The organism is Paraburkholderia sp. MM5496-R1 (assembly GCF_050436205.1).
Classification (GTDB): Bacteria; Pseudomonadota; Gammaproteobacteria; order Burkholderiales; family Burkholderiaceae; genus Paraburkholderia; species Paraburkholderia tuberum.
On sequence record NZ_JBNDLT010000002.1, the window covers coordinates 2436142 to 2456090 of the forward strand.

Below are 19949 nucleotides of genomic sequence, written 5' to 3' on the forward strand. Positions count from 1 at the left end.
ACACGTCAAACCGGCCACAACGGCCCTTCCTGCATCGCGCCGATCTGCTCGCGCATCTCGAGGATGCGATCTTCCCAGTAGCGCTGTGTGTTGAACCACGGAAACGCAGCCGGAAACGCCGGATCGTTCCAGCGGCGCGCGAGCCATGCCTGATAGTGAATCAGCCGCAACGTGCGCAGCGCTTCGATCAGATACAGCTCGCGCGGATCGAATTCGCAGAAATCCTCGTAACCGGCGAGCAGATCGGCCAGCGCGCGCGACGCCTCCGCACGCTCGCCCGGCAACAGCAGCCACAGATCCTGAATCGCGGGCCCCATGCGGCTGTCGTCGAAATCGACGAAATGCGGGCCCGCGTCGGTCCACAGCACGTTGCTCGGATGACAGTCGCCGTGCAGACGCAGCCTGCGAATCTCGCCAGCCCGCTCGAACGCACGCTCGACGCCTTCGAGCGCGAGATTCACGACGGTTTCCCACGCGGTGCGCAGATCGTCGGGCACGAAACGGTGCGCGAGCAGGAAGTCGCGCGGCTCGTAGCCGAACGTGTCGATGTTTAGCGTGGGACGCTCTACGTAGTCCTGGGTCTGCCCGATCGCATGAATCCGTCCGATGAAACGCCCCAGCCATTCCAGCGTGTCGCGCCGGTCGAGATCCGGCGCGCGACCGCCGCGTCGCTCGAAGACCGAGAAGCGGAAGCCGTCGAAGCTGTGCAGCGTGCGGCCATCGAGCACGCGCGCGGGCACGGCTGGGATCTCGCGTGCGGCGAGTTCGGCGACGAACGCGTGCTCTTCGAGAATCCCCGCGTCGCTCCAGCGCTCGGGACGATAGAACTTCGCGACCACGGGCGGACCGTCTTCGACGCCGACCTGATACACGCGATTTTCGTAGCTGTTGAGCGGCAGCAGACGGCCGTCGGTACGCACGCCGGTCGTTGCGAGCACGCCGTCGATCGCGTCGAGCACGGTTTCCGGCCTGAGCCGCGCGAATGGCACGGCGCCATCGGCGCCGGCCTCGGGATAGGAATTGTCGGGAATGGTGTCGTTCATGCCCCGCATTGTGCGCCGCGCCGCGGGTAAAGACGAGGGCGACGACTCACAATGCGTGGGTGGCATCGCTAGAAATACGGGCTGATTTGGGACGCGCCGTGAATCGACGCGCGCATCGGCCCACGGCGATGCTGGCGAGCCGATCTGACCTTACAGCATCACTACAGCCCGCACCTGCGGGTCACACAACGGCAATGAGCAACCGGTAAGCCTCTCGTTCAATGCGTCTGCGCGCCGGCCGGACGTATCAGGTCGCCGGTATCGATCAGATCTTCCAGGAAAAAGGGTTCGGTATTGAGTTGCTGCGAGGCGCCGGGCTCGCCGGCGTACCACGCCACCATCGCCATGTCGCCAAGAATGCGCATGACGATTCCGCGCGCGCCTTGCGGCACGGCGATATGTACCGATCGGACAATGGAACCGACTTCCATGATAATTCCCCGCTTCCCTTAGCCGGCTTTATGATTTCACGCCGGTCGAGGTGATGATAAAAACGCCGCTTCGCATTTGACGTTGCGTGCGCACTTAATCTGTCGCGCGCATGGCGCGTAAGAGGTTCGAGTCATTGTTCCCGCTTTGCGGGGCTTTGGGAAGGCGAATAGAAGGCTTTCACCCGTCGTTTCGCCCTATTCCCATTACGCTGCGCACGGCCGATTATCTCGGCGTCAGACGTCGTAATGCAGACCATCATAAACCCTGCGGGGGGAGACATCAAAAACGTGCACGGCCGGAACGATCTGCCAGATGCGGGCGCCGCGCGGCTTCGCACCTGCCTTCGCGCCGAGGTGCGCGCCTCGTTTCCGATCCGCGCGGCGCGCTCGCCGCTCATTTCATCCGTCTGCGCTAGTCATGTGGATCGTTCGTCTCGCGCTACGGCGCCCCTATACGTTCGTCGTGCTGGCGCTGCTGTTGCTGATCGTCGGACCGTTGACCATTCTGCGCACGCCCACCGACATCTTTCCGAACATCGATATTCCGGTGCTCTCGGTCATCGGGTCGTATAACGGCCTGCCCGCCGACGAAATGGAGCGGCGCATCGCGCTGAACTACGAGCGCGGCTTGTCGGTGGCGGTCAACGATATCGAACACACGGAATGTCCACGCTCGATATCGTCGACCGCATCAAGACGATGATGCCGACGCTGCGCAATCTGGTGCCGCCGTCGCTGAATATCGACCCCGTCGCCGACCAATCGCTGTTCGTGCGTGCATCCGTGCAGGGCGTATTGCGTGAAGCGCTGATCGCCGCGTGCCTGACGGGCCTGATGATTCTGCTGTTCCTCGGCAACTGGCGCACGACGCTGATCATCGATGATCATCGCGTTGTCCTCTCTCGGTCAGACGATCAACATCATGACGCTCGGCGGCCTCGCGCTCGCGGTCGGGATTCGCGTCGACGATGCGACCGTCGCGATCGAAAACATCAGCCATCAGCTCGAACAGGGCAAGACGCTAGAACAGGCGATTCTCGACGGCGCGCATCAGATCGCGATTCCGACGCTGGTGTCGACGCTGTCGATCTGTATCGTGTTCGTGCCGATGTTTCTGCTCACCGGTGTCGCGCACTATCTGTTCATTCCGCTTGCCGAAGCGGTGGTGTTCGCGATGCTCGCGTCGTACTTCTTCTCGCGTACGCTCGTGCCGACGCTCGCGAAGTATCTGCTGCGCTATCACCACAAGCCCGCGGATTTACATCACGCACCGGTGCAAACGCGCAATCCGTTGATGCGCATGCACTACGCGTTCGAGCGCGGTTTCTCGCGTTTGCGCGAGCGCTACCGCGTATTTCTCGAAGCGCGAGTCGCGCGACCGGGACTGTTCGTCACGCTGTTTCTCGCGTGCTGTTGCGCGTCGCTGCTGTTGCTGCCGTTTATCGGCCGCGACTTTTTCCCCGCCGTCGATGCCGGCACGATCGCGCTGCACATGCGCGCGAAAACCGGCATGCGCGTCGAGGAAACCGCGGTGCTGACCGATCGTGTCGATGCGCGCATCCGTCAGCTGATTCCGGCCGGCGAACTGCATTCGATCATCGACAACATCGGTCTGCCGGTGTCGGGCGTCAACCCTTTCGTACAGCAACACGGGCACGATCGGCACATCCGACTCGGACATCCTGATCGCGCTGAACCCTGATCATCATCCGAGTGCCGGGCGACGACGCGCTCGTGCATCCGTCGACGGCGACTTCGGGGGCGACGCGGGCGCCGGCGCCGGGCAGTGAAGCCGGGGCGCACGGCTAGCGCCGGGAGACAGGCGCGCGACGTGCTGCGGATGGAGCGCTGCGGGTCACCATTGGCACGCCACGTTGCCCGCGACGCCGGCTTGAAACGCGTTTTCAGCGTATCCTTAACACTTTTGCGCGTTTCCGTGTGACCCAAGGAGTTTTGTTGTGACCCTGCCGCCGCCATCCCAGCGGACCGCATCTGCCGTTCCCTCCCGCGGCGCAGCTTCAGCTGCTTGCGCAAGCACCACCACCGTGTCGGACATCCCTTATCTCGAACGCGGCTCGCGCGCGTACTGGCGTGCCAGCCTCGCGCTGCTGTTCGCCGGCTACGCGACGTTCTCACTGCTCTACTGCGTGCAGCCGCTGCTGCCGTCGTTCTCCGAAGCGTTCAACGTGACGCCGGCGCAAAGCAGTCTGTCGTTGTCACTATCCACTGCCGCGCTCGCGCTCGCGATTTTCGTCGCCGGTTTCGTCTCCGAGGGTTGGAGCCGGCACAAGCTGATGACGCTGTCGCTGACGGTGTCGTCGGTGCTGACGATTGGCGTATCGGTCGCGCCGCACTGGCACCAGCTGCTCGTGCTGCGTACGCTCGAAGGGCTCGCGCTCGGCGGCGTGCCGGCCGTCGCGATGGCTTATCTCGCCGAGGAAGTGCATCCCGACGGCCTCGGCCTCGCGATGGGCCTGTACGTCGGCGGCACGGCGATCGGCGGCATGGCCGGGCGGGTCATCACCGGCGTGGTCGCGGATCTGTTTTCGTGGCGCATCGCGATCGGCACGATCGGCGTGCTCGGCCTGCTGTCGATGCTCGCGTTCCGCGCGCTGCTGCCACCGTCGCGCCATTTCGTGCCGCGCCGCGGGCTCGGCTTCGCGCATCACCGCACGCTGCTGTTGCGCCAGTTCACGCGACCGGGTCTGCCGCTGCTGTTCCTGCTCGGCTTCGTGCTGATGGGCAGCTTCGTCACGCTGTACAACTACATCGGCTACCGGCTGCTCGCGCCGCCGTATCGGTTGAATCAGACGGAGATCGGCGCGATTTTCATCGTCTATCTGGTTGGCGTGGTCGCGTCGCCATGGTCCGGGCGCATGGCCGACACGTTCGGCCGTGCACGCGTGCTGATCGGGAGCCTGCTGCTGATGGTGCTCGGCCTCGCGCTGACGATGCTGCATCCGCTCGCGGCGATCGCGACCGGTATCGCCTGCGTGACGTTCGGGTTCTTTGCCGGGCATTCGGTCGCGAGCGGCTGGGTCGGGCGTCTGGCGAAAGACGCGAAAGGCCAGGCCGCTGCGCTGTATCTGCTCGCGTACTACATCGGCTCGAGCCTGGTCGGTTCGTATGGCGGCCATGTGTGGGCCGGTCATGGCTGGAACGGCGTCGTCGGGCTAGTCGGTGCGCTGCTCGTGATCGGCTTGATCGCGGCGAGCCGCCTGCGCGGGCGCGAATAGCCCGGCGCATCGGTCGCGTTGCGCGGTGCACGCGCCGCGAGCCGGCCGCAATCAGCCAACACGCATGGATCGGCGGCAAAACGAAAGGCTTGCGTAAGCGAACATTTGATATTTTCCGCCGCGTTTTGTTGCGCCGCGCCAATCGCCGCGGGCCGCGCCGCGCCTGGGTTCAGCAGCTTACGAATAAGCGCCGACGCGCCGGCTGGCGCCGTCGCGCCGCTCGATCGGTCTCCTATACTCGATTCGTGCAATGGCGCGGCATGATTTCGAAGCCGCGGCCTCTGCTGGAACGACATAGCAACCATCCCGCATGGGAGGAGACGAAGATGACCTACTTTACGATCGGCGATTTCATCCTGGTCATTCCGATGGCATTGGCGGGCGCGCTATTCGTCGGCGCGCTGCCCTGCAAGACCGAGTTGCGACACAACGGGCTGCGTGTGCTGGGCGCGCTGATCGGTGTGATGTGCGCGGTGGCGCTGGTCGAGGGTCTGCCGGCGCTCGTGTAGCGGCGCGGCGAAATACCTGCAGAAAAGCCGCACGCTGAGCGTGCGGCTTCGTTTTGCCCTTGCGTCCGTCCGCCTGTTGCGCGGACGGCTCCTCACGCGATCAGATCGCCTGATCGGTCGACGGCTTTTCCCACAGATTGATCCCGCCTTCGGTCGCATAGCGATCGATTTCGGCGAGTTCGTCGGCCGAGAATGCGAGCTTCTTCAGCGCGCCGACGTTCTCGCGCACCTGCTCCGCGCGGCTCGCGCCGATCAGCACCGAGCTCACGCGTGGATCGCGCAACGCCCACGCGAGCGCCATCTGCGCGAGGCTCTGACCACGGCGCTGCGCGATGTCGTTGAGCTTCCGCACGTGCTCGATGTTCCGCGGGCTCAGATGCTCGTCTTTGAGCGAACCGCCGCCCGGCTTGTTGACGCGCGCATCTTCCGGCACGCCGTTCAGGTACTTGCCGGTCAACAATCCCTGCGCGAGCGGCGTGAACGCGATCGTGCCCGCGCCGACTTCATCGAGCGTATCGAGCAGGTCGTGTTCGATCCAGCGGTTCAGCATGTTGTACGACGGCTGATGGATCAGCAGCGGCACCTTGTATTCGGCGAGCAGCTTCGCCATTTCGCGCGTCTTCGCCGACGAGTACGACGAGATGCCGATATACAGCGCCTTGCCCTGCTGCACCGCGCTCGCGAGCGCGCCCGCGGTTTCCTCGAGCGGCGTATGCGCGTCGAAGCGATGCGAATAGAAGATGTCGACGTAATCGAGGCCCATGCGCTTCAGGCTCTGATCGAGACTCGCGAGCACGTATTTGCGCGAGCCGCCGCCCTGGCCGTACGGACCGGGCCACATATCCCAACCGGCCTTCGACGAAATCAGCAACTCGTCGCGATACGGTTTGAAATCGTCCTTGAACAGACGGCCGAAGTTGGTTTCCGCGCTGCCGTACGGCGGCCCGTAGTTGTTCGCCAGATCGAAGTGCGTGATGCCGAGGTCGAAGGCCGTGCGCAGGATGTCACGCTGCGTCGAGATCGGCGTGGTGTCGCCGAAGTTGTGCCACAGGCCGAGCGACAGCGCCGGCAGTTTGAGACCCGACTTGCCGCAGACGCGGTATTGCATGTCCGAATAGCGTTCTGAAGCTGCTTCGTAAGCCATTGCTAGTGTCCTTGTCGATGAGATCGCCCGAGGATGGCGGGCGTGAGGATTCGCGCGTTGCGGGAGGCGTGCTGCTGGGGAGATTTGTTGTCGTGGTGTCGCCGCGGTGCGGCCGGACCGCTATGTTAGCCAATCGACGCGGCGCTTGCAGCGCAGCCAGTATGCGGGATGGACGAGCACGCACGCCTCACCTACACTCTGGCCGGTTCAGGTTGATGGGAGGTGCAGATGACGAAAGCGATTTCGCTCGCGCTGATTGTCGGCGGTATCGTGCTGCTGTATTTCGGCGGGCAGGCGTTCAATTCGGTGAGCAGCGACGTGTCGCGCTTCTTTACCGGCTCGCCGAGCAACAAGGCGATCCTGCTGATCGTCGCGGGCGTGGTGGCGACGCTCGCCGGGCTGACGGGAATCGCGATGTCGGGGCGCAAGCGCTGAGCGTCGGCGCGAGGCCCGCGACCAAAATAATCTAGAACGCAATCTCGGGCTTCGCGGCCGAGCGCGTGCCGGGCAGCGGCACATTGCTTGCGCCGTGATAGGTGAACACCAGCGAGAACTTCACCTGGTCGCTCAGATTCTTGCCGGCCGAGTGCAGCGTGTTGCAGTGAAAGAACACCACGTCGCCAGTCTTCAGCTCGGGCGACACCGCCGTGCGGATCGCGGCGTCGTTCTCGGCGAGATCCGTGCGGAAAAACTTCGCTTCGTCGAAACGGTCCGATGTGAACGCGGCGCCGTGCGATTGCGGCACGAACCACAGCGCGCCGTTATCGACGGTTTCCGGGCCGACCGCGAGCCACACCGACATCAGATCGTCGCGCTCGAACGACCAGTAGCGCACGTCGCGATGCCAGCCGGTCAGGCTGCCGTACGCGGGGTGCTTGGTCATCATGCAGTTGTGATGCGCGCGCGACAGACGCGGCTCCTCGCCAAAATACAGCTCCATCCAGCCACGGATTTCGGGCGCGGTCGCCCATTGCGCGAACGCGGGGTGACGACCGTACGCGTCGAGCAGGCGCCGCACCGTATGTCCGCCTGGAGCATCCTTCGATGACGGCGCGCCCGGATACTGCAAATCCGCTTCGAATTCGATCGGCGCCGCCGCTTCCTGCAGCTGCCGCTGCGCGATCCGCTTCAGCTCGTCGCAACGCTCGGGCGACACGAGTCCTGGCACGACGACAAAACCCTGCTCCCGCAACGTTTGAATCTGCTCTTTCTTCGAATGGAGTGACATGGCGTTCCGTTACCGTCGACTGACTGATGTTCGATTGTAAAACGGGCGCGATCGGGTTGCGTTGGTTCACCGCGAGAGGCTCCTGCGTCCTGCTGATCTTTTGCGCCGGTCGCCTTCGCTTTTCGCGGCGCGCCAATGCACCGGTTTCAGGCGCGCGGAGCGCCCGCATCGCACATTCGCTGGGCAAACGCGCACGCAAATCGCCCGTAAGGGGTGACAGCAGACTGGCATCCGCGACGATTCGATCCAGGGAGAAATCTGGTTCGCGCAGGGTAATAACCGACTTTCTGACGTCATGATTCCCGTGTAGCCTGCTCGCATGTCAATCGTCGCTTACGCAGTTTTCTGTTGTGCGCAGGCCGTCAGGGCCCGTGCCGTCGATTTCTCCGCGTTGTACCTTCGCTGCGCTGTGCGCCGTGTTTCGCGTCGCAATCTCCCGCGCCACGACCCGCACCGAATTTCCCGCTTTCAGGCCGTTCATCGCAACCCCGTCATTGGCACATATGGTGCTGTTTGTCCGTGCACATCCGGTGCACGCGCCGACGTGCGGTTCATTGCCTAAATGTGAAGCCATGCATACTCTTTTGAGCACCCGTCTTACCCGCGCCGCGCTGAAAGCGGCGCGTCCCGCGCGCCGCCATATGTTGCGGGCGCTGCGCCATCATGCCGCGCGCACCCGCGCGCTCGGCGAGCAGTGGCGCGACGCGAAGGCCGTCGACGGCTTTCGCACCTGGTTCCATACGTTCTTCTCGGCGCTACGCCAGCAGAGCGGCACGCGCCGTCTGTCGCTGCGCACGCTGCTGCGCAAACCGACACCGTTGCGCCTCGCGGTCGCGAAACGCGCGCCGGCGGTGCACACGCCTGCGAGCCGCCGACCGCGTCGCCTGTCGACGAGCAGCGGCGGGTGGTTCGCGTTCGCGTTTGCGTTTGCGAGCCGGTGAGATTGCTGGGCCGGTGAGTTGCAGTTGCGCGTTGAGTGGCTAGACCGCTGATCTGCCGACCGGCTGGCCGTTCACCGCTGGGCTGACTTCGAGCACCGCAAGACTTCGAGCGCGCCGCCTCGACGACGTGCTTCGCGCGGCGGCATCGCTACGCCATCGATAGACAAAGAAAAACCCCGCCGGCTCACGCCGGCGGGGTTTGTTTGCTTTCAAGCGGCGATCGGCTCGACCTTATTCGGCAAGCGCCGCGACCGGCTCAGTGCCTGCCGCTTCAGCGAGTGCGAGCGCCTTGTCGGTGGCTTCCCACGTGAATTCCGGCTCTTCGCGGCCGAAATGACCATACGCCGCGCTCTTCTCGTAGATCGGGCGCAGCAGGTCGAGCATCTGGATGATGCCCTTCGGACGCAGGTCGAAATGCTGACGCACGAGTTCCGTGATCGTCGCATCCGACACGCGGCCGCTGCCGAACGTGTTGACCATCACCGAGGTCGGCTGGGCGACGCCGATCGCGTACGACACCTGGATCAGGCAGCGCGATGCGAGGCCCGCGGCCACGATGTTCTTGGCGACGTAACGGCCGGCGTACGCTGCCGAGCGGTCCACCTTCGACGGATCCTTGCCCGAGAATGCGCCGCCGCCGTGCGGCGCCGCGCCGCCGTACGTATCGACGATGATCTTGCGGCCCGTCAGACCGCAATCGCCCTGCGGACCGCCGATCACGAAACGACCGGTCGGGTTCACGAGGAACTTGATGTCACCCTTGATCAGCTCGGCCGGCAGCGTCGGCTTGATCACTTCCTCGATCACCGCTTCGCGCAGCGTGTCGAGCGCGATGTCCGGCGAATGCTGGGTGGACAGTACGACGGTGTCGATCGAATGCGGCTTGCCGTCGACGTAGCGCACGGTGACCTGCGACTTGGCATCCGGACGCAGCCAGGGCAGACGGCCGTCGCGGCGCAGATTCGCCTGACGCTCGACGAGGCGGTGCGACAGGTGGATCGGCAGCGGCATCAGTTCCGGCGTTTCCTCGCACGCGTAACCGAACATCAGGCCCTGGTCGCCCGCGCCTTGATCGAGGTTGTTGTCGTGCGCGCGGTCCACGCCTTGGGCGATGTCCGGCGACTGCTTGTCGTAGGCGACGAGCACCGCGCAGCCGCGGTAGTCGATGCCGTAGTCGGTGTTGTCGTAGCCGATGCGCTTGATCGTGTTGCGCGCGATCTGGATGTAGTCGACGTTCGCGGTGGTGGTGATTTCACCGGCCAGCACGACGAGACCCGTGTTGCACAGCGTTTCGGCCGCGACACGCGAGTACTTGTCTTGAGCGAGGATGGCGTCGAGGATCGCGTCCGAGATCTGGTCCGCGACTTTGTCGGGATGGCCTTCGGAAACGGATTCGGAAGTGAAGAGATAGTCGTTTGCCACGTTGCAGACTCCTGTTAGTGGTTACGGTTGCGTTCCACGTAGCCGACTTCGGGAGTCTGAAGCGGCGACGCTTTAGCGGATTACCTGACCGATGGACGCATAACCCATGAAAACCCATGGACCGCACCCGCCGGCTTCGCCCCGCAAGTTGTCTATTAACTCGGCGAAGCCTTTATTATAGCGACTTCCTTTGAATGTCACAGAGCCGAAACGAGTGCGGTATCACGTCAATTTTTTCGCTTTCCACAATTTCGCCCCCTGCGGCGCCGCGCGCCTGGAGGCTGCATGCTGAGCCGCTACGGCGCGAAGCTGGCGATCGGGCTCCTCAAACTCTTTGCGCTGTTGCCTTACGGATTCGTCGCCCGTCTCGGTGACGGGCTCGGCTGGCTGCTCTACCAGATCCCGAGCCCTCGCAAGCGCATCGTTCATACCAATCTCAAGCTGTGCTTCCCCGACTGGAGCGACGAGCGCCGCGAGGACGTCGCGCAAAAGCACTTCCGTCATGCGATCCGCAGCTATGTCGAGCGCAGCGTGCAGTGGTTCGGCTCGGCGAAGAAGCTCGACAAGCTGATCCAGCTCGACAGCGCGATCGACCTGACGGATCCGAACCTGCCGCCCACATTGTTTCTCGGCTTTCATTTTGTCGGCATCGAGGCCGGTTCGATCTTTCTGAACTATTCGCTGAAGCGCCAGTGCGGCTCGCTCTATCAGCCGATGTCGAATCAGGAGTTCGAGGAAGCCGCCAAAGCAGCGCGCGCGCGTTTCGGCGCGGACATGGCGAGCCGCGCGGACAGCGCGCGCGTCGTGCTGCGCTGGCTGCGCGAACGCAAACCGGTGATGCTCGGCGCGGACATGGACTACGGCGCGCGCAATTCGACGTTCGTGCCGTTCTTCGGCGTGCCGACCTGCACGCTGACCGCAGTCGGCCGTCTCGCCAAGGTCGGGCACGCGCAGGTCGTACCGTTCATCGGCGAGGTGCTACCGAACTACAAGGGCTACCGGCTCAAGGTCTTCAAACCTTGGGACGACTATCCGACCGGCGACGATGACGCTGATGCGCGACGCATGAACGAGTTTCTCGAAGAGCAGATTCCGCTGATGCCCGAGCAGTATTACTGGGTGCACAAGCGGTTCAAGACACGCCCGCCGGGGGTGCCGGGGGTGTATTGAAGGTGGGGCTGGGCTCCTTGCCAGCCGTACCGTTTCCGATGTGCCAACGTGTATCATCTGCTATTGGCCGGGCACGGCTCCAATGGGCGATTCGCCCAACGACCGGTGAGGCCGGGATTTTCGGCTCCGCCCGCACGCGCGAAGCCCTACGCAGCAACGGATACACGGAAAACGTGAAGCTCAAATTCACCAAAATGCACGGCGCGGGCAACGACTTCGTCGTACTCGACGGCTATACCCAGCCGGTTGATCTAACCACGGCGCAGGTGCGCGCGTTGGCGAACCGCCATTTCGGCGTCGGCGCCGACCAGTTGCTGCTGGTCGAAAAGCCGACCGTCGAAGGCGTCGATTTCAGATATCGCATCTTCAATTGCGACGGCGGGGAGGTCGAACACTGCGGCAACGGCGCGCGCTGCTTCGTCAAGTTCGTGCGCGAGCGCGGTCTCACCGACCAGCGCAGCGTGCGCGTGCAGGTCCAGAAAGGCACGATCACGCTGACGATGCAGGACAACGGCGAAGTGATCGTCGACATGGGCACGCCCGTGTTCGATCCCGAACTCGTGCCGTTCGCGATCAAGGGTCTGCAAGGCCGCCGCGAAGGCGAGGATACGCTCTGGCCGCTCGACGTGAACGGCGCGACGCGCTGGATGTCGGTGGTGTCGATGGGCAATCCGCACGCCGTGCAGGTCGTCGACGATGCCGAGGTGTTCCCGGTGCTCGCCGAAGGTCCGGCCGTCGAGCGGCACACGCGCTTCCCGCAGCGGGTCAACGCGGGCTTCATGCAGATCGTCAACCGCAACGAGATCAGGCTGCGCGTCTACGAACGCGGCGCAGGCGAAACGCTCGCGTGCGGCACCGGCGCGTGCGCGGCGGTCGCGGCCGGTATCCGGCGCGGGCTGCTGGATTCGCCGGTGCTCGTACATACGCACGGCGGCGATCTGACCATCACGTGGGACAGCGCGCACCCAGGCGCGCCGCTGCTGATGGCCGGCCCCGCAGCCACCGTCTTCGAAGGGGAGATCGAGTTGGCCGAAGAGGCGTCGAGCGCCTCGTCGGACTCGACGCAGCACAATCCGTCCAGCCCGGCCGACATGGCGCCCTCCGTCTAACTCATTGACCGACGCGCCGCCGTGAGGCGGCCGTCCCGTAGTCCTCTAGCCGAAACCATGAACGATCGCGAAGTCGCCGAATACCTGCTCGCCAATCCCGAATTCTTCGTCGAACACGCGGAAACGCTCGCGACGATCCGGCTCGCGAACCCGCACGGCAAAGCCGCGGTGTCGCTGCAGGAGCGGCAGATGGAGATGCTGCGCGACAAGAACAAGCATCTGGAGCGGCGTCTTGCCGAACTGCTGCGCTACGGTCACGAGAACGACAGCATCGCGTCGAAATTCAACCGCTGGACCATCCGTGTGATGGCCGAGCGCGATCCCTACGCGCTGCCGCGCACGATCGCCGGCGGTCTGCGCGACATCTTCGACGTGCCGCAAGCGGCATTGCGCGTGTGGGACGTCGCCGAACCGTATGCGCAAGCGGACTTCGCGCGCCACGTCAGCGAGGAAGTGCGGATTTTCGCGGGCAGCCTGAGCACGCCGTACTGCGGCGCAAACACCGGCTTCGAGGCCGCGCAATGGCTCGCGCAAGCTGCGGTCGCGTCCCACGGGACGACCAACCCGGCGGCAAGCGCGACCGACGACCTCGGCGTCGCGTCGAACGGGACGGCGCAGAGCACCGAATCGATCGCGCTGCTCGCGCTGCGCGACCCCGAAGGTGTCGAAGACGCGCCGACGTTCGGCCTGCTCGTGATGGGCTCATCCGACCCGCGGCGCTTCCACGAAGGCATGGCCACCGATTTCCTCACGCAGATCGGCGCGCTCGCGAGCGCCGCGCTGAGCCGGCTGCTGCCGCGCTGAGCCGCGCCACGCAACGTCACCGCGTACCGTGACCGCCGCCGACCCGATCGCCGCCTACCTGTCGCATCTCGAGCACGAGCGGCGGCTGTCGGCGCACACCCTGCGCGGCTACACGCATGAGCTCGCGGAACTGAAGCAGCTCGCCAAAGGCCGAGCGCTCGAAAGCCTCACCGCCGTCGACATCCGCGGCGCCGTCGCGCGCGCGCATGCGGGCGGTCTCACCGCGCGGTCGATCGGCCATCGGCTGTCGGCATGGCGGGCGTTTTATCGCTGGCTCGCGGGCCACGTCGAGTTGCCGGCCAATCCGGTCGCCGCGGTGCGCGCGCCGAAGCAGGCGAAAATGCTGCCGAAGGCGCTTTCCGTCGACGACACCGCGCGCCTGATGGACAGCCCGCCCGCCGACTCGCCCGAAGGCCTGCGCGATCACGCGATGCTCGAGCTGTTCTACTCGTCGGGCCTGCGCCTCGCCGAACTGGTCGGCCTCGACGTGCGTTTCGCCGACGTCGACGGCTATCGCTCGGCCGGCTGGCTGAAACTCGATTCCGGCGGAGTCGAAGTGCTCGGCAAAGGCAACCGGCGGCGCGTCGTGCCGGTGGGCAGCAAGGCGGTCGCGGCGCTGAACGCATGGCTCGCGGTGCGCGAACCGATGGTCCGCCACGATCCGCATCCGCTGTTCCTGTCGGCGCGCGGCAACCGGCTGTCGCCGAACGTCGTGCGCGAGCGCGTGAAGCGCGCGGCGCTCGCCGCCGGCATTCCGGCCAACGTGCATCCGCACGTGCTGCGCCATTCGTTCGCGACGCACGTGCTGCAGTCGAGCGGCGACCTGCGCGCCGTGCAGGAACTGCTCGGCCACGCGAGCATCACCGCGACGCAGGTTTATACGGGCCTCGATTTCCAGCACCTCGCCCACGTCTACGACAGCGCGCATCCTCGCGCAAAGAAACGCAACTGATCACGCGACTGACGCCGCGCGCCACGACGCGCCGCCTTCGCTTGCACCTTACCTACACCTGATGAATACCGTTACGCTCAAACCGTCGAAAGAAAAATCGCTGCTGCGCCGCCATCCGTGGGTTTATGCCAATGCGATCGAGCACGTCGACGGCCGCCCCGCGCCCGGCGCGACCGTGCTCGTGCGCGCGCACGATGGCCGCTTTCTCGCCCGCGCCGCCTACAGCCCGCACTCGCAGATCCGTGCGCGCGTCTGGAGCTTCGACGAAGCCGAGCCCATCGATCACGCGTTCTTCAAGCGCCGCGTGCAGCGCGCGTTCGCGCATCGTCAGGCGATGGTGCGCGACACCGGCGCCGTGCGGCTGATCTTCGGCGAGGCGGACGGTCTGCCGGGCCTGATCGTCGATTACTACGTCGCCGAGGACGCGGATCAGCGCAGCCAGATCGTCTGTCAGTTCATGGCGGCCGGCGTCGAAGCGTGGAAGGACGCGATCGTCGCGGCGCTGGTCGGCGCAACCGGCTGCCCGAACGTCTACGAGCGCTCGGACGTGTCGATCCGTCAGAAGGAAGGGCTCGAGCAGATCACCGGCGTGCTCGCGGGCGAGCCGCCTTCCGAGAAGCTGATCGCGAGCGAAAACGGCGTGCGCTATCACGTCGACGTGCGCAACGGCCACAAGACCGGCTTCTATGTCGACCAGCGCGATAACCGCCTGCTCGTGCAGCAGTTCGCGAAAGATCGCGACGTGCTGAACTGCTTCTGCTACACCGGCGGCTTTTCGCTCGCGGCGCTCAGGGGTGGCGCAAAGCGCGTGGTGTCGGTCGATTCGTCGGGTGAAGCGCTCGCGCTCGCGCAGCAGAACGTCGCGGCCAACGGCTTCGACGCCGACCGCGCGACCTGGCTCGACGCCGACGCGTTCAAGACATTGCGGCGCCTCTACGACGAAGGCGAACGCTTCGACCTGATCGTGCTCGATCCGCCGAAATTCGCGCCATCGCGCGAGCACGTGGACCGCGCCTCGCGCGCGTACAAGGACATCAATCTGACCGGCCTGAAGCTGCTGCGCCCGGGCGGTTTGCTGTTCACGTACTCGTGCTCGGGCGCGATCGATCCCGAGCTGTTCCAGAAGATCGTGTCGGGCGCGGCCGCCGACGCACGCGTCGACGCACGCATCCTGAAGCGCCTTGGCGCAGGCGTCGATCATCCGCTGCTCACTGCGTTCCCCGAAGGCGAGTATCTGAAGGGGCTGCTGTTGCAAATCGCCTGATCGCCCTCATTTTCCCGGTGATTGCGCGTGGCGGCGGCGGCCCGCCTCCGCGCAGGGCGGCCATCAGCCGGCCGCAGCGCGGCCGCCCCTGCGCCCGCCAGGCAAATATGTTTCAATGACCGGCTGGACGGGGCTCGCGCCATCTGGCTGCGGCGGCCCGCCTAACGCATCTGGCTAGCCTTGCGCTAGCGTCCGATCACGCACCGTTTCACGACTTACAGGCGACCCACATGATTCCAGTCACCATCCTGACCGGCTTTCTCGGCAGCGGCAAAACCACCCTGCTCAAGCGCATCCTGAACGAAAAGCATGGCATGAAGATCGCCGTCATCGAGAACGAGTTCGGCGAAGAGAACATCGACAACGAGATCCTCGTGCAGGACACGAGCGAGCAGATCATCCAGATGAGCAACGGCTGCATCTGCTGCACGATTCGCGGCGACCTGTCGCGCGTGCTCAACGATCTGGCCGCGAAGAAGCAGGCGGGCGAAGTGGACTTCGACCGCGTCGTGATCGAAACCACCGGCCTCGCGAATCCGGGCCCGGTCGCGCAAACCTTCTTCATGGACGACCAGATCGCGAGCGAATTCCTGCTCGACGCGATCATCACGCTGGTCGACGCGAAGCACGCGAACCATCAGCTCGACCAGCACGAAGTGGTGCAGCGCCAGGTCGGTTTCGCGGACCGGCTGTTCATCACGAAGGCCGATCTCGTCGACGAGCGGCACATGGGCGATCTGCGCCACCGTCTGCTGCACATGAACCCGAAGGCGGCGATCAAGGTCGTCAATTTCGGCGAGGCGGACATCAAGGAAATTTTCGATCTGCGCGGCTTCAACCTGAACTCGAAGCTCGAAATCGATCCGGACTTCCTGAGTGAAGACGAACACGCGCATAGCCACGCGCACGCGCACGACGAGCACGGCCACACGCAAGGCGACCATGACCACGAGCACGCCAATTGCGATCACGACCATGGCCATTGCGATCACGAAGGCCATGATCACGGACATCACCACCATGCGCATCACGACGACAAGATCAAGTCGTTCGTGTACCGCAGCGATCGTCCGTTCGATCCGAACAAGCTCGAGGACTTCCTCGGCGGCATCCTGCAGATCTATGGCGAGCACCTGCTGCGCTACAAGGGCGTGCTGTACATGAAGGGCGTCGATCGCAAGGTCGTGTTCCAGGGCGTGCATCAAATGATGGGCAGTGACCTCGCCGCGAAATGGCAACCGGCCGAGAAGAAGACCAACAAGATGGTGTTCATCGGCATCGAGCTGCCGCGCGATCTGATCACCGACGGTCTCGACGCCTGCCTCGCCTGAGCGGGCGCAGCGCCGTCGCGCAAGCAAGCCTCGGAGCAAGCCCACGACACGCCGCGCGCAGCGCGGCATGCGCCGTGCTACTTCTAGTGCGGTGAGATGCCCGCCGCCGACTGCGCGGGCGTGAATCCTCTGCTGAAACTGCGACGCCGCCACGCCGAGGCCTTTCGAATCCAGGCCATATGAAAAACGCGTGAAAACCCTGCTGTATTAAAGCGTGCACGACCATCGCTTTTTGGCTTTCTGCGCGTTATATTTTCGGGATATCTCAGCGCCGCAGGCTGGCTTTCAGCAGTTGCGGTGCCGTATTGTGATTCAGTTACAATACGTGCCCACTGGAGAATGACAACGAATTGCCCGGTCGCGCGTATCCCGCGACGGGCCTGAAACGGCGCCGGAAAACCTTGTCCGGAGACACGCCGAAAACGCCGGCGGGCACGGCCTGAAAAGGCACGCGCTCGTCGGCGAGCGATGCCTCAGGAGCATGTGTGAATCGGTTTCCAGAGGAGTTCGGCCCCGCAGCGGCGTAGCTAGCAACGCCCGGTGCGTGGGCGCCTGGCGCTTCGGCGTCACGACAGTCCAACGTTCGTGGCCACCCTGCGCTGCGCGTCCGCGCGACGCGTTTGCGGGCAATACGAAAGTGCGGGCCCTATGAGTTTTGCCTCACATTGAAGAAGTAAGCCAGATGACGACGAAACGACTCTTGACCGAAGCCGAAATCCTGAAGATGAGCGACAAGGATTACATGAATGCGGATCAGCTCGCCTTCTTCAAGAACAGGCTCGAACAGTTGCAGGCGGACATTCTCCGCAACGCCGGCCAGACGACCGAGAACCTGCGCGAAACGGTCATCGTGCCGGACCCGGCCGATCGCGCCACGATCGAGGAAGAGCATGCGCTCGAACTGCGCACGCGCGACCGCGAACGCAAGCTGCTGAAGAAGGTGCAGCAATCGATCGCGCGAATCGAGGCGGGCGACTATGGCTGGTGCGAGGAAACCGGCGAGCCGATCGGCATTCCGCGTCTGCTCGCGCGGCCCACGGCTACGCTGTCGCTCGAAGCCCAGGAGCGCCGCGAACTGCGCCAGAAGCTGTTCGGCGACTGATTATCTGCGGCGCGGCTTCGGCTTGGCGCCCTGAAAACGCTGCTTCGTCGAGAGGCGCACGGTGAATCGTGCGCCTTTTCTTTTTGCGCGACATCCGCGCATGCTCCGCCATCCGTCCCGCCCCGCCGTCCCTTCCCGCCTCGTTTCTCAGGCTAAGCGGATTTTCAGTTTTTCGTCCTATGCCTTCCGGCGGATCTTGATATGACCGCGCGCGCCCTAAAATAGATCGGACATGCGCTCACGAGCGCGCCGCCCGGCGCGCCGTCCGCTGACTGGATTCATGCGGTAGCGCACAGCGCTGCCGCGTTCTACCCGTTTTGCAAAGAGGAACGCATATGGAGCAATTTCACGGCACGACGATCGTTTCCGTGCGCCGCGGCAACAAGGTGGCGCTCGGCGGCGACGGCCAGGTCACGCTCGGCAACATCGTCATGAAAGGCGGCGCGAAGAAGGTCCGGCGCATCTACAACGGCAAGGTGCTGGTCGGCTTCGCCGGCGGCACGGCGGATGCCTTCTCGCTGCTCGACCGCTTCGAGGCGAAGCTGGAAAAACATCAGGGCAATCTGACGCGCGCGGCCGTGGAGCTCGCGAAAGACTGGCGCACCGACCGCATGCTGCGTCGTCTCGAGGCGATGCTGATCGCCGCGGACGCGAGCACCACGCTCGTCATCACCGGCAACGGCGACGTGCTCGATCCCGAAGGCGGCATCTGTGCGATCGGCTCGGGCGGTGCGTACGCGCAGGCGGCCGCGAAGGCGCTTGCCGACAACACCGAGCTGTCGCCGCGCGACATCGTGGAGAAGTCGCTGGAAATCGCCGGCGACATGTGCATTTACACGAACCATAACCGCGTCATTGAGACGATCGAGTAAGGACCCATCGATGAGCACCATGACCCCCGCCGAGATCGTCTCCGAACTCGACAAACACATCATCGGCCAAGGCCGCGCGAAGAAGGCCGTGGCGGTCGCGCTGCGCAACCGCTGGCGCCGTCAGCAGGTCGACGAACCGCTGCGCCAGGAAATCACGCCGAAGAACATCCTGATGATCGGACCGACCGGCGTCGGCAAGACCGAAATCGCGCGGCGTCTCGCGAAGCTCGCGGACGCGCCGTTCATCAAGATCGAAGCGACCAAATTCACCGAAGTCGGCTACGTGGGCCGCGACGTCGACAGTATCGTGCGCGACCTGATCGAAATTTCGGTCAAGCAGACCCGCGAAACCGAAATGCGCAAAGTGCGGACCAAGGCCGGCGATCTGGCCGAAGACCGCATCCTCGACATCCTGCTGCCAACCGCACGGCCGGTCGGCTTCGGTTCGAGCTCGAGCTCGACCGACACCGCCGATGAAGGCAGCACGACGCGTCAAACGTTCCGCAAGCGCCTGCGCGAAGGCCAGCTCGACGACAAGGAAATCGAGCTCGACGTCGAGCAGCCGCAGGTCGGCATGGACATCATGGGGCCGCCGGGCATGGAAGACATGACCGAGCAGATCCGCTCGATGTTCGCCAATATCGGCGGCGGCAAGAAGATGCGCCGCAAGATGAAGGTCAAGGAAGCGCTGAAGGTGCTCACCGACGAAGAAGCCGGCAAGATGCTGAACGACGAAGAGGTGAAGAGCAAGGCGGTGCAGAACGTCGAGCAGAACGGCATCGTGTTCCTCGACGAAATCGACAAGATCGCGTCGCGCAACGAAGCGGGCGGCGGTGAAGTGTCCCGTCAGGGCGTGCAGCGCGATCTGCTGCCGCTCGTCGAAGGCACGACGATCAACACCAAGTACGGCATGGTGAAGACCGATCACATCCTGTTCATCGCGAGCGGCGCGTTTCATCTCGCGAAGCCGAGCGATCTGATTCCCGAGCTGCAGGGACGCTTCCCGATTCGCGTCGAGCTCGATTCGCTGTCGGTCAACGACTTCGAATCGATCCTCGTGTCGACGGACGCGAGCCTCGTCAAGCAATACCAGGCCCTGCTCGCGACCGAAGACGTGCACCTCGAATTCGCCGACGACGGCATCCGCCGTCTCGCCGAGATCGCGTACTCGGTCAACGAGAAGACCGAGAACATCGGCGCGCGGCGTCTTTATACGGTGATTGAAAAACTGCTCGAAGAAGTGTCGTTCTCGGCCGGCAATCATTCGGGCCATGCAGTGCAGATCGACGCGGCGTATGTCGATAGCGCGTTGAACGAAATCGCCGAAGACGAGGATCTGTCGCGCTACGTGCTTTGACATGCGCGGTGACAGCGCGAAGCGCTGATGCATG

19 protein-coding genes and 1 pseudogene are annotated in these 19949 nt (G+C 64.3%); 14 read left to right on the forward strand and 6 right to left on the reverse strand.

Annotated features, from left to right (window positions below; genetic code table 11):
* Positions 1-5: 5 nt before the first annotated feature.
* Both OKW38_RS18195 and OKW38_RS18200 read right to left on the reverse strand, forming a co-directional pair.
* Positions 6-1052 (reverse strand): serine/threonine protein kinase, encoded by a 1047-nt coding sequence (locus tag OKW38_RS18195; protein WP_429362577.1) that lies wholly within the window; start codon positions 1050-1052, stop codon positions 6-8.
* Positions 1053-1261: 209 nt separating this feature from the next.
* Positions 1262-1474, reverse strand: coding sequence for a hypothetical protein (locus tag OKW38_RS18200; RefSeq protein ID WP_018419122.1), 213 nt, complete (start codon positions 1472-1474; stop codon positions 1262-1264).
* Positions 1475-1892: 418 nt separating this feature from the next.
* Between OKW38_RS18200 and OKW38_RS18205 the strand changes: the two are divergent.
* From OKW38_RS18205 to OKW38_RS18215, 3 genes and pseudogenes are all read left to right on the forward strand, one after another.
* Positions 1893-3237, forward strand: a pseudogene (locus OKW38_RS18205) (efflux RND transporter permease subunit); the annotation flags it as partial.
* A gap of 282 nt (positions 3238-3519) precedes the next feature.
* Positions 3520-4710, forward strand: coding sequence for an MFS transporter (locus OKW38_RS18210; protein ID WP_429362579.1), 1191 nt, complete (start codon positions 3520-3522; stop codon positions 4708-4710).
* A gap of 326 nt (positions 4711-5036) precedes the next feature.
* Positions 5037-5219, forward strand: a complete 183-nt coding sequence (locus OKW38_RS18215) for a hypothetical protein (protein WP_090805541.1) — start codon at positions 5037-5039, stop codon at positions 5217-5219.
* Between the two features lie 100 nt (positions 5220-5319).
* On the opposite strand, the gene mgrA is transcribed toward OKW38_RS18215, so the two are convergent.
* Positions 5320-6363: an L-glyceraldehyde 3-phosphate reductase gene (gene mgrA, locus OKW38_RS18220; protein ID WP_090802624.1), complete on the reverse strand. Its 1044-nt coding sequence runs from the start codon at positions 6361-6363 to the stop codon at positions 5320-5322.
* 228 nt (positions 6364-6591) lie between these two features.
* On the opposite strand from mgrA, the gene OKW38_RS18225 reads away from it, so the two are divergent.
* Positions 6592-6798, forward strand: coding sequence for a DUF3185 family protein (locus tag OKW38_RS18225; protein WP_429362581.1), 207 nt, complete (start codon positions 6592-6594; stop codon positions 6796-6798).
* 31 nt (positions 6799-6829) lie between these two features.
* Here the strand turns inward: OKW38_RS18225 and OKW38_RS18230 are convergent, their stop codons facing one another.
* Positions 6830-7591 carry a phytanoyl-CoA dioxygenase family protein gene (locus OKW38_RS18230; protein ID WP_090802623.1) on the reverse strand — a complete coding sequence of 254 codons (762 nt, stop codon included), beginning with the start codon at positions 7589-7591 and terminating at the stop codon, positions 6830-6832.
* Positions 7592-7913: 322 nt separating this feature from the next.
* Positions 7914-8072, reverse strand: a complete 159-nt coding sequence (locus OKW38_RS18235; RefSeq protein WP_167368613.1) for a hypothetical protein — start codon at positions 8070-8072, stop codon at positions 7914-7916.
* 91 nt (positions 8073-8163) lie between these two features.
* Between OKW38_RS18235 and OKW38_RS18240 the strand changes: the two genes are divergently transcribed.
* On the forward strand, positions 8164-8532 hold the full coding sequence (locus OKW38_RS18240) for a hypothetical protein (RefSeq protein ID WP_429335587.1): 369 nt from the start codon (positions 8164-8166) through the stop codon (positions 8530-8532).
* Positions 8533-8763: 231 nt separating this feature from the next.
* On the opposite strand, the gene metK is transcribed toward OKW38_RS18240, so the two are convergent.
* Entirely contained in the window at positions 8764-9954 is a 1191-nt protein-coding gene (gene metK, locus OKW38_RS18245; protein WP_187612088.1) for a methionine adenosyltransferase, read from the reverse strand.
* Between the two features lie 285 nt (positions 9955-10239).
* On the opposite strand from metK, the gene OKW38_RS18250 reads away from it, so the two are divergent.
* From OKW38_RS18250 to hslU, 9 genes are all read left to right on the forward strand, one after another.
* Positions 10240-11124, forward strand: coding sequence for a lipid A biosynthesis lauroyl acyltransferase (locus OKW38_RS18250; protein ID WP_429335586.1), 885 nt, complete (start codon positions 10240-10242; stop codon positions 11122-11124).
* A gap of 173 nt (positions 11125-11297) precedes the next feature.
* On the forward strand, positions 11298-12233 hold the full coding sequence (gene dapF, locus OKW38_RS18255; RefSeq protein WP_429362583.1) for a diaminopimelate epimerase: 936 nt from the start codon (positions 11298-11300) through the stop codon (positions 12231-12233).
* A gap of 57 nt (positions 12234-12290) precedes the next feature.
* Complete coding sequence (locus OKW38_RS18260) at positions 12291-13037, forward strand: DUF484 family protein (protein WP_184060885.1); 747 nt, start codon at positions 12291-12293, stop codon at positions 13035-13037.
* A 28-nt stretch (positions 13038-13065) separates the two neighbouring features.
* Positions 13066-13989 (forward strand): tyrosine recombinase XerC, encoded by a 924-nt coding sequence (gene xerC / locus OKW38_RS18265; protein ID WP_429362584.1) that lies wholly within the window; start codon positions 13066-13068, stop codon positions 13987-13989.
* A 61-nt stretch (positions 13990-14050) separates the two neighbouring features.
* Positions 14051-15253, forward strand: coding sequence for a class I SAM-dependent rRNA methyltransferase (locus tag OKW38_RS18270; protein WP_090802199.1), 1203 nt, complete (start codon positions 14051-14053; stop codon positions 15251-15253).
* Between the two features lie 230 nt (positions 15254-15483).
* A complete protein-coding gene (locus tag OKW38_RS18275; protein ID WP_429335583.1) occupies positions 15484-16584 on the forward strand; it encodes a CobW family GTP-binding protein in 1101 nt (366 codons plus the stop codon).
* 682 nt (positions 16585-17266) lie between these two features.
* Positions 17267-17686, forward strand: a complete 420-nt coding sequence (dksA, locus tag OKW38_RS18280; RefSeq protein WP_090802202.1) for an RNA polymerase-binding protein DksA — start codon at positions 17267-17269, stop codon at positions 17684-17686.
* A 335-nt stretch (positions 17687-18021) separates the two neighbouring features.
* Positions 18022-18558, forward strand: a complete 537-nt coding sequence (hslV, locus tag OKW38_RS18285) for an ATP-dependent protease subunit HslV (protein ID WP_027199403.1) — start codon at positions 18022-18024, stop codon at positions 18556-18558.
* A 10-nt stretch (positions 18559-18568) separates the two neighbouring features.
* A complete protein-coding gene (gene hslU / locus OKW38_RS18290) occupies positions 18569-19915 on the forward strand; it encodes an ATP-dependent protease ATPase subunit HslU (RefSeq protein ID WP_090802203.1) in 1347 nt (448 codons plus the stop codon).
* Positions 19916-19949 lie beyond the last annotated feature (34 nt).

What these genes read in the sequence shown, in the direction of transcription:
- OKW38_RS18195 (WP_429362577.1), bottom strand. Translation starts at nt 1,052, where the DNA reads ATGCGGGGCATGAACGACACCATTCCCGACAATTCCTATCCCGAGGCC.
- OKW38_RS18200 (WP_018419122.1), bottom strand. Translation starts at nt 1,474, where the DNA reads ATGGAAGTCGGTTCCATTGTCCGATCGGTACATATCGCCGTGCCGCAA.
- OKW38_RS18215 (WP_090805541.1), top strand. Translation starts at nt 5,037, where the DNA reads ATGACCTACTTTACGATCGGCGATTTCATCCTGGTCATTCCGATGGCA.
- mgrA (WP_090802624.1), bottom strand. Translation starts at nt 6,363, where the DNA reads ATGGCTTACGAAGCAGCTTCAGAACGCTATTCGGACATGCAATACCGC.
- OKW38_RS18225 (WP_429362581.1), top strand. Translation starts at nt 6,592, where the DNA reads ATGACGAAAGCGATTTCGCTCGCGCTGATTGTCGGCGGTATCGTGCTG.
- OKW38_RS18230 (WP_090802623.1), bottom strand. Translation starts at nt 7,591, where the DNA reads ATGTCACTCCATTCGAAGAAAGAGCAGATTCAAACGTTGCGGGAGCAG.
- OKW38_RS18235 (WP_167368613.1), bottom strand. Translation starts at nt 8,072, where the DNA reads ATGAACGGCCTGAAAGCGGGAAATTCGGTGCGGGTCGTGGCGCGGGAG.
- OKW38_RS18240 (WP_429335587.1), top strand. Translation starts at nt 8,164, where the DNA reads ATGCATACTCTTTTGAGCACCCGTCTTACCCGCGCCGCGCTGAAAGCG.
- OKW38_RS18250 (WP_429335586.1), top strand. Translation starts at nt 10,240, where the DNA reads ATGCTGAGCCGCTACGGCGCGAAGCTGGCGATCGGGCTCCTCAAACTC.
- OKW38_RS18260 (WP_184060885.1), top strand. Translation starts at nt 12,291, where the DNA reads ATGAACGATCGCGAAGTCGCCGAATACCTGCTCGCCAATCCCGAATTC.
- OKW38_RS18270 (WP_090802199.1), top strand. Translation starts at nt 14,051, where the DNA reads ATGAATACCGTTACGCTCAAACCGTCGAAAGAAAAATCGCTGCTGCGC.
- OKW38_RS18275 (WP_429335583.1), top strand. Translation starts at nt 15,484, where the DNA reads ATGATTCCAGTCACCATCCTGACCGGCTTTCTCGGCAGCGGCAAAACC.
- dksA (WP_090802202.1), top strand. Translation starts at nt 17,267, where the DNA reads ATGACGACGAAACGACTCTTGACCGAAGCCGAAATCCTGAAGATGAGC.
- hslV (WP_027199403.1), top strand. Translation starts at nt 18,022, where the DNA reads ATGGAGCAATTTCACGGCACGACGATCGTTTCCGTGCGCCGCGGCAAC.
- hslU (WP_090802203.1), top strand. Translation starts at nt 18,569, where the DNA reads ATGAGCACCATGACCCCCGCCGAGATCGTCTCCGAACTCGACAAACAC.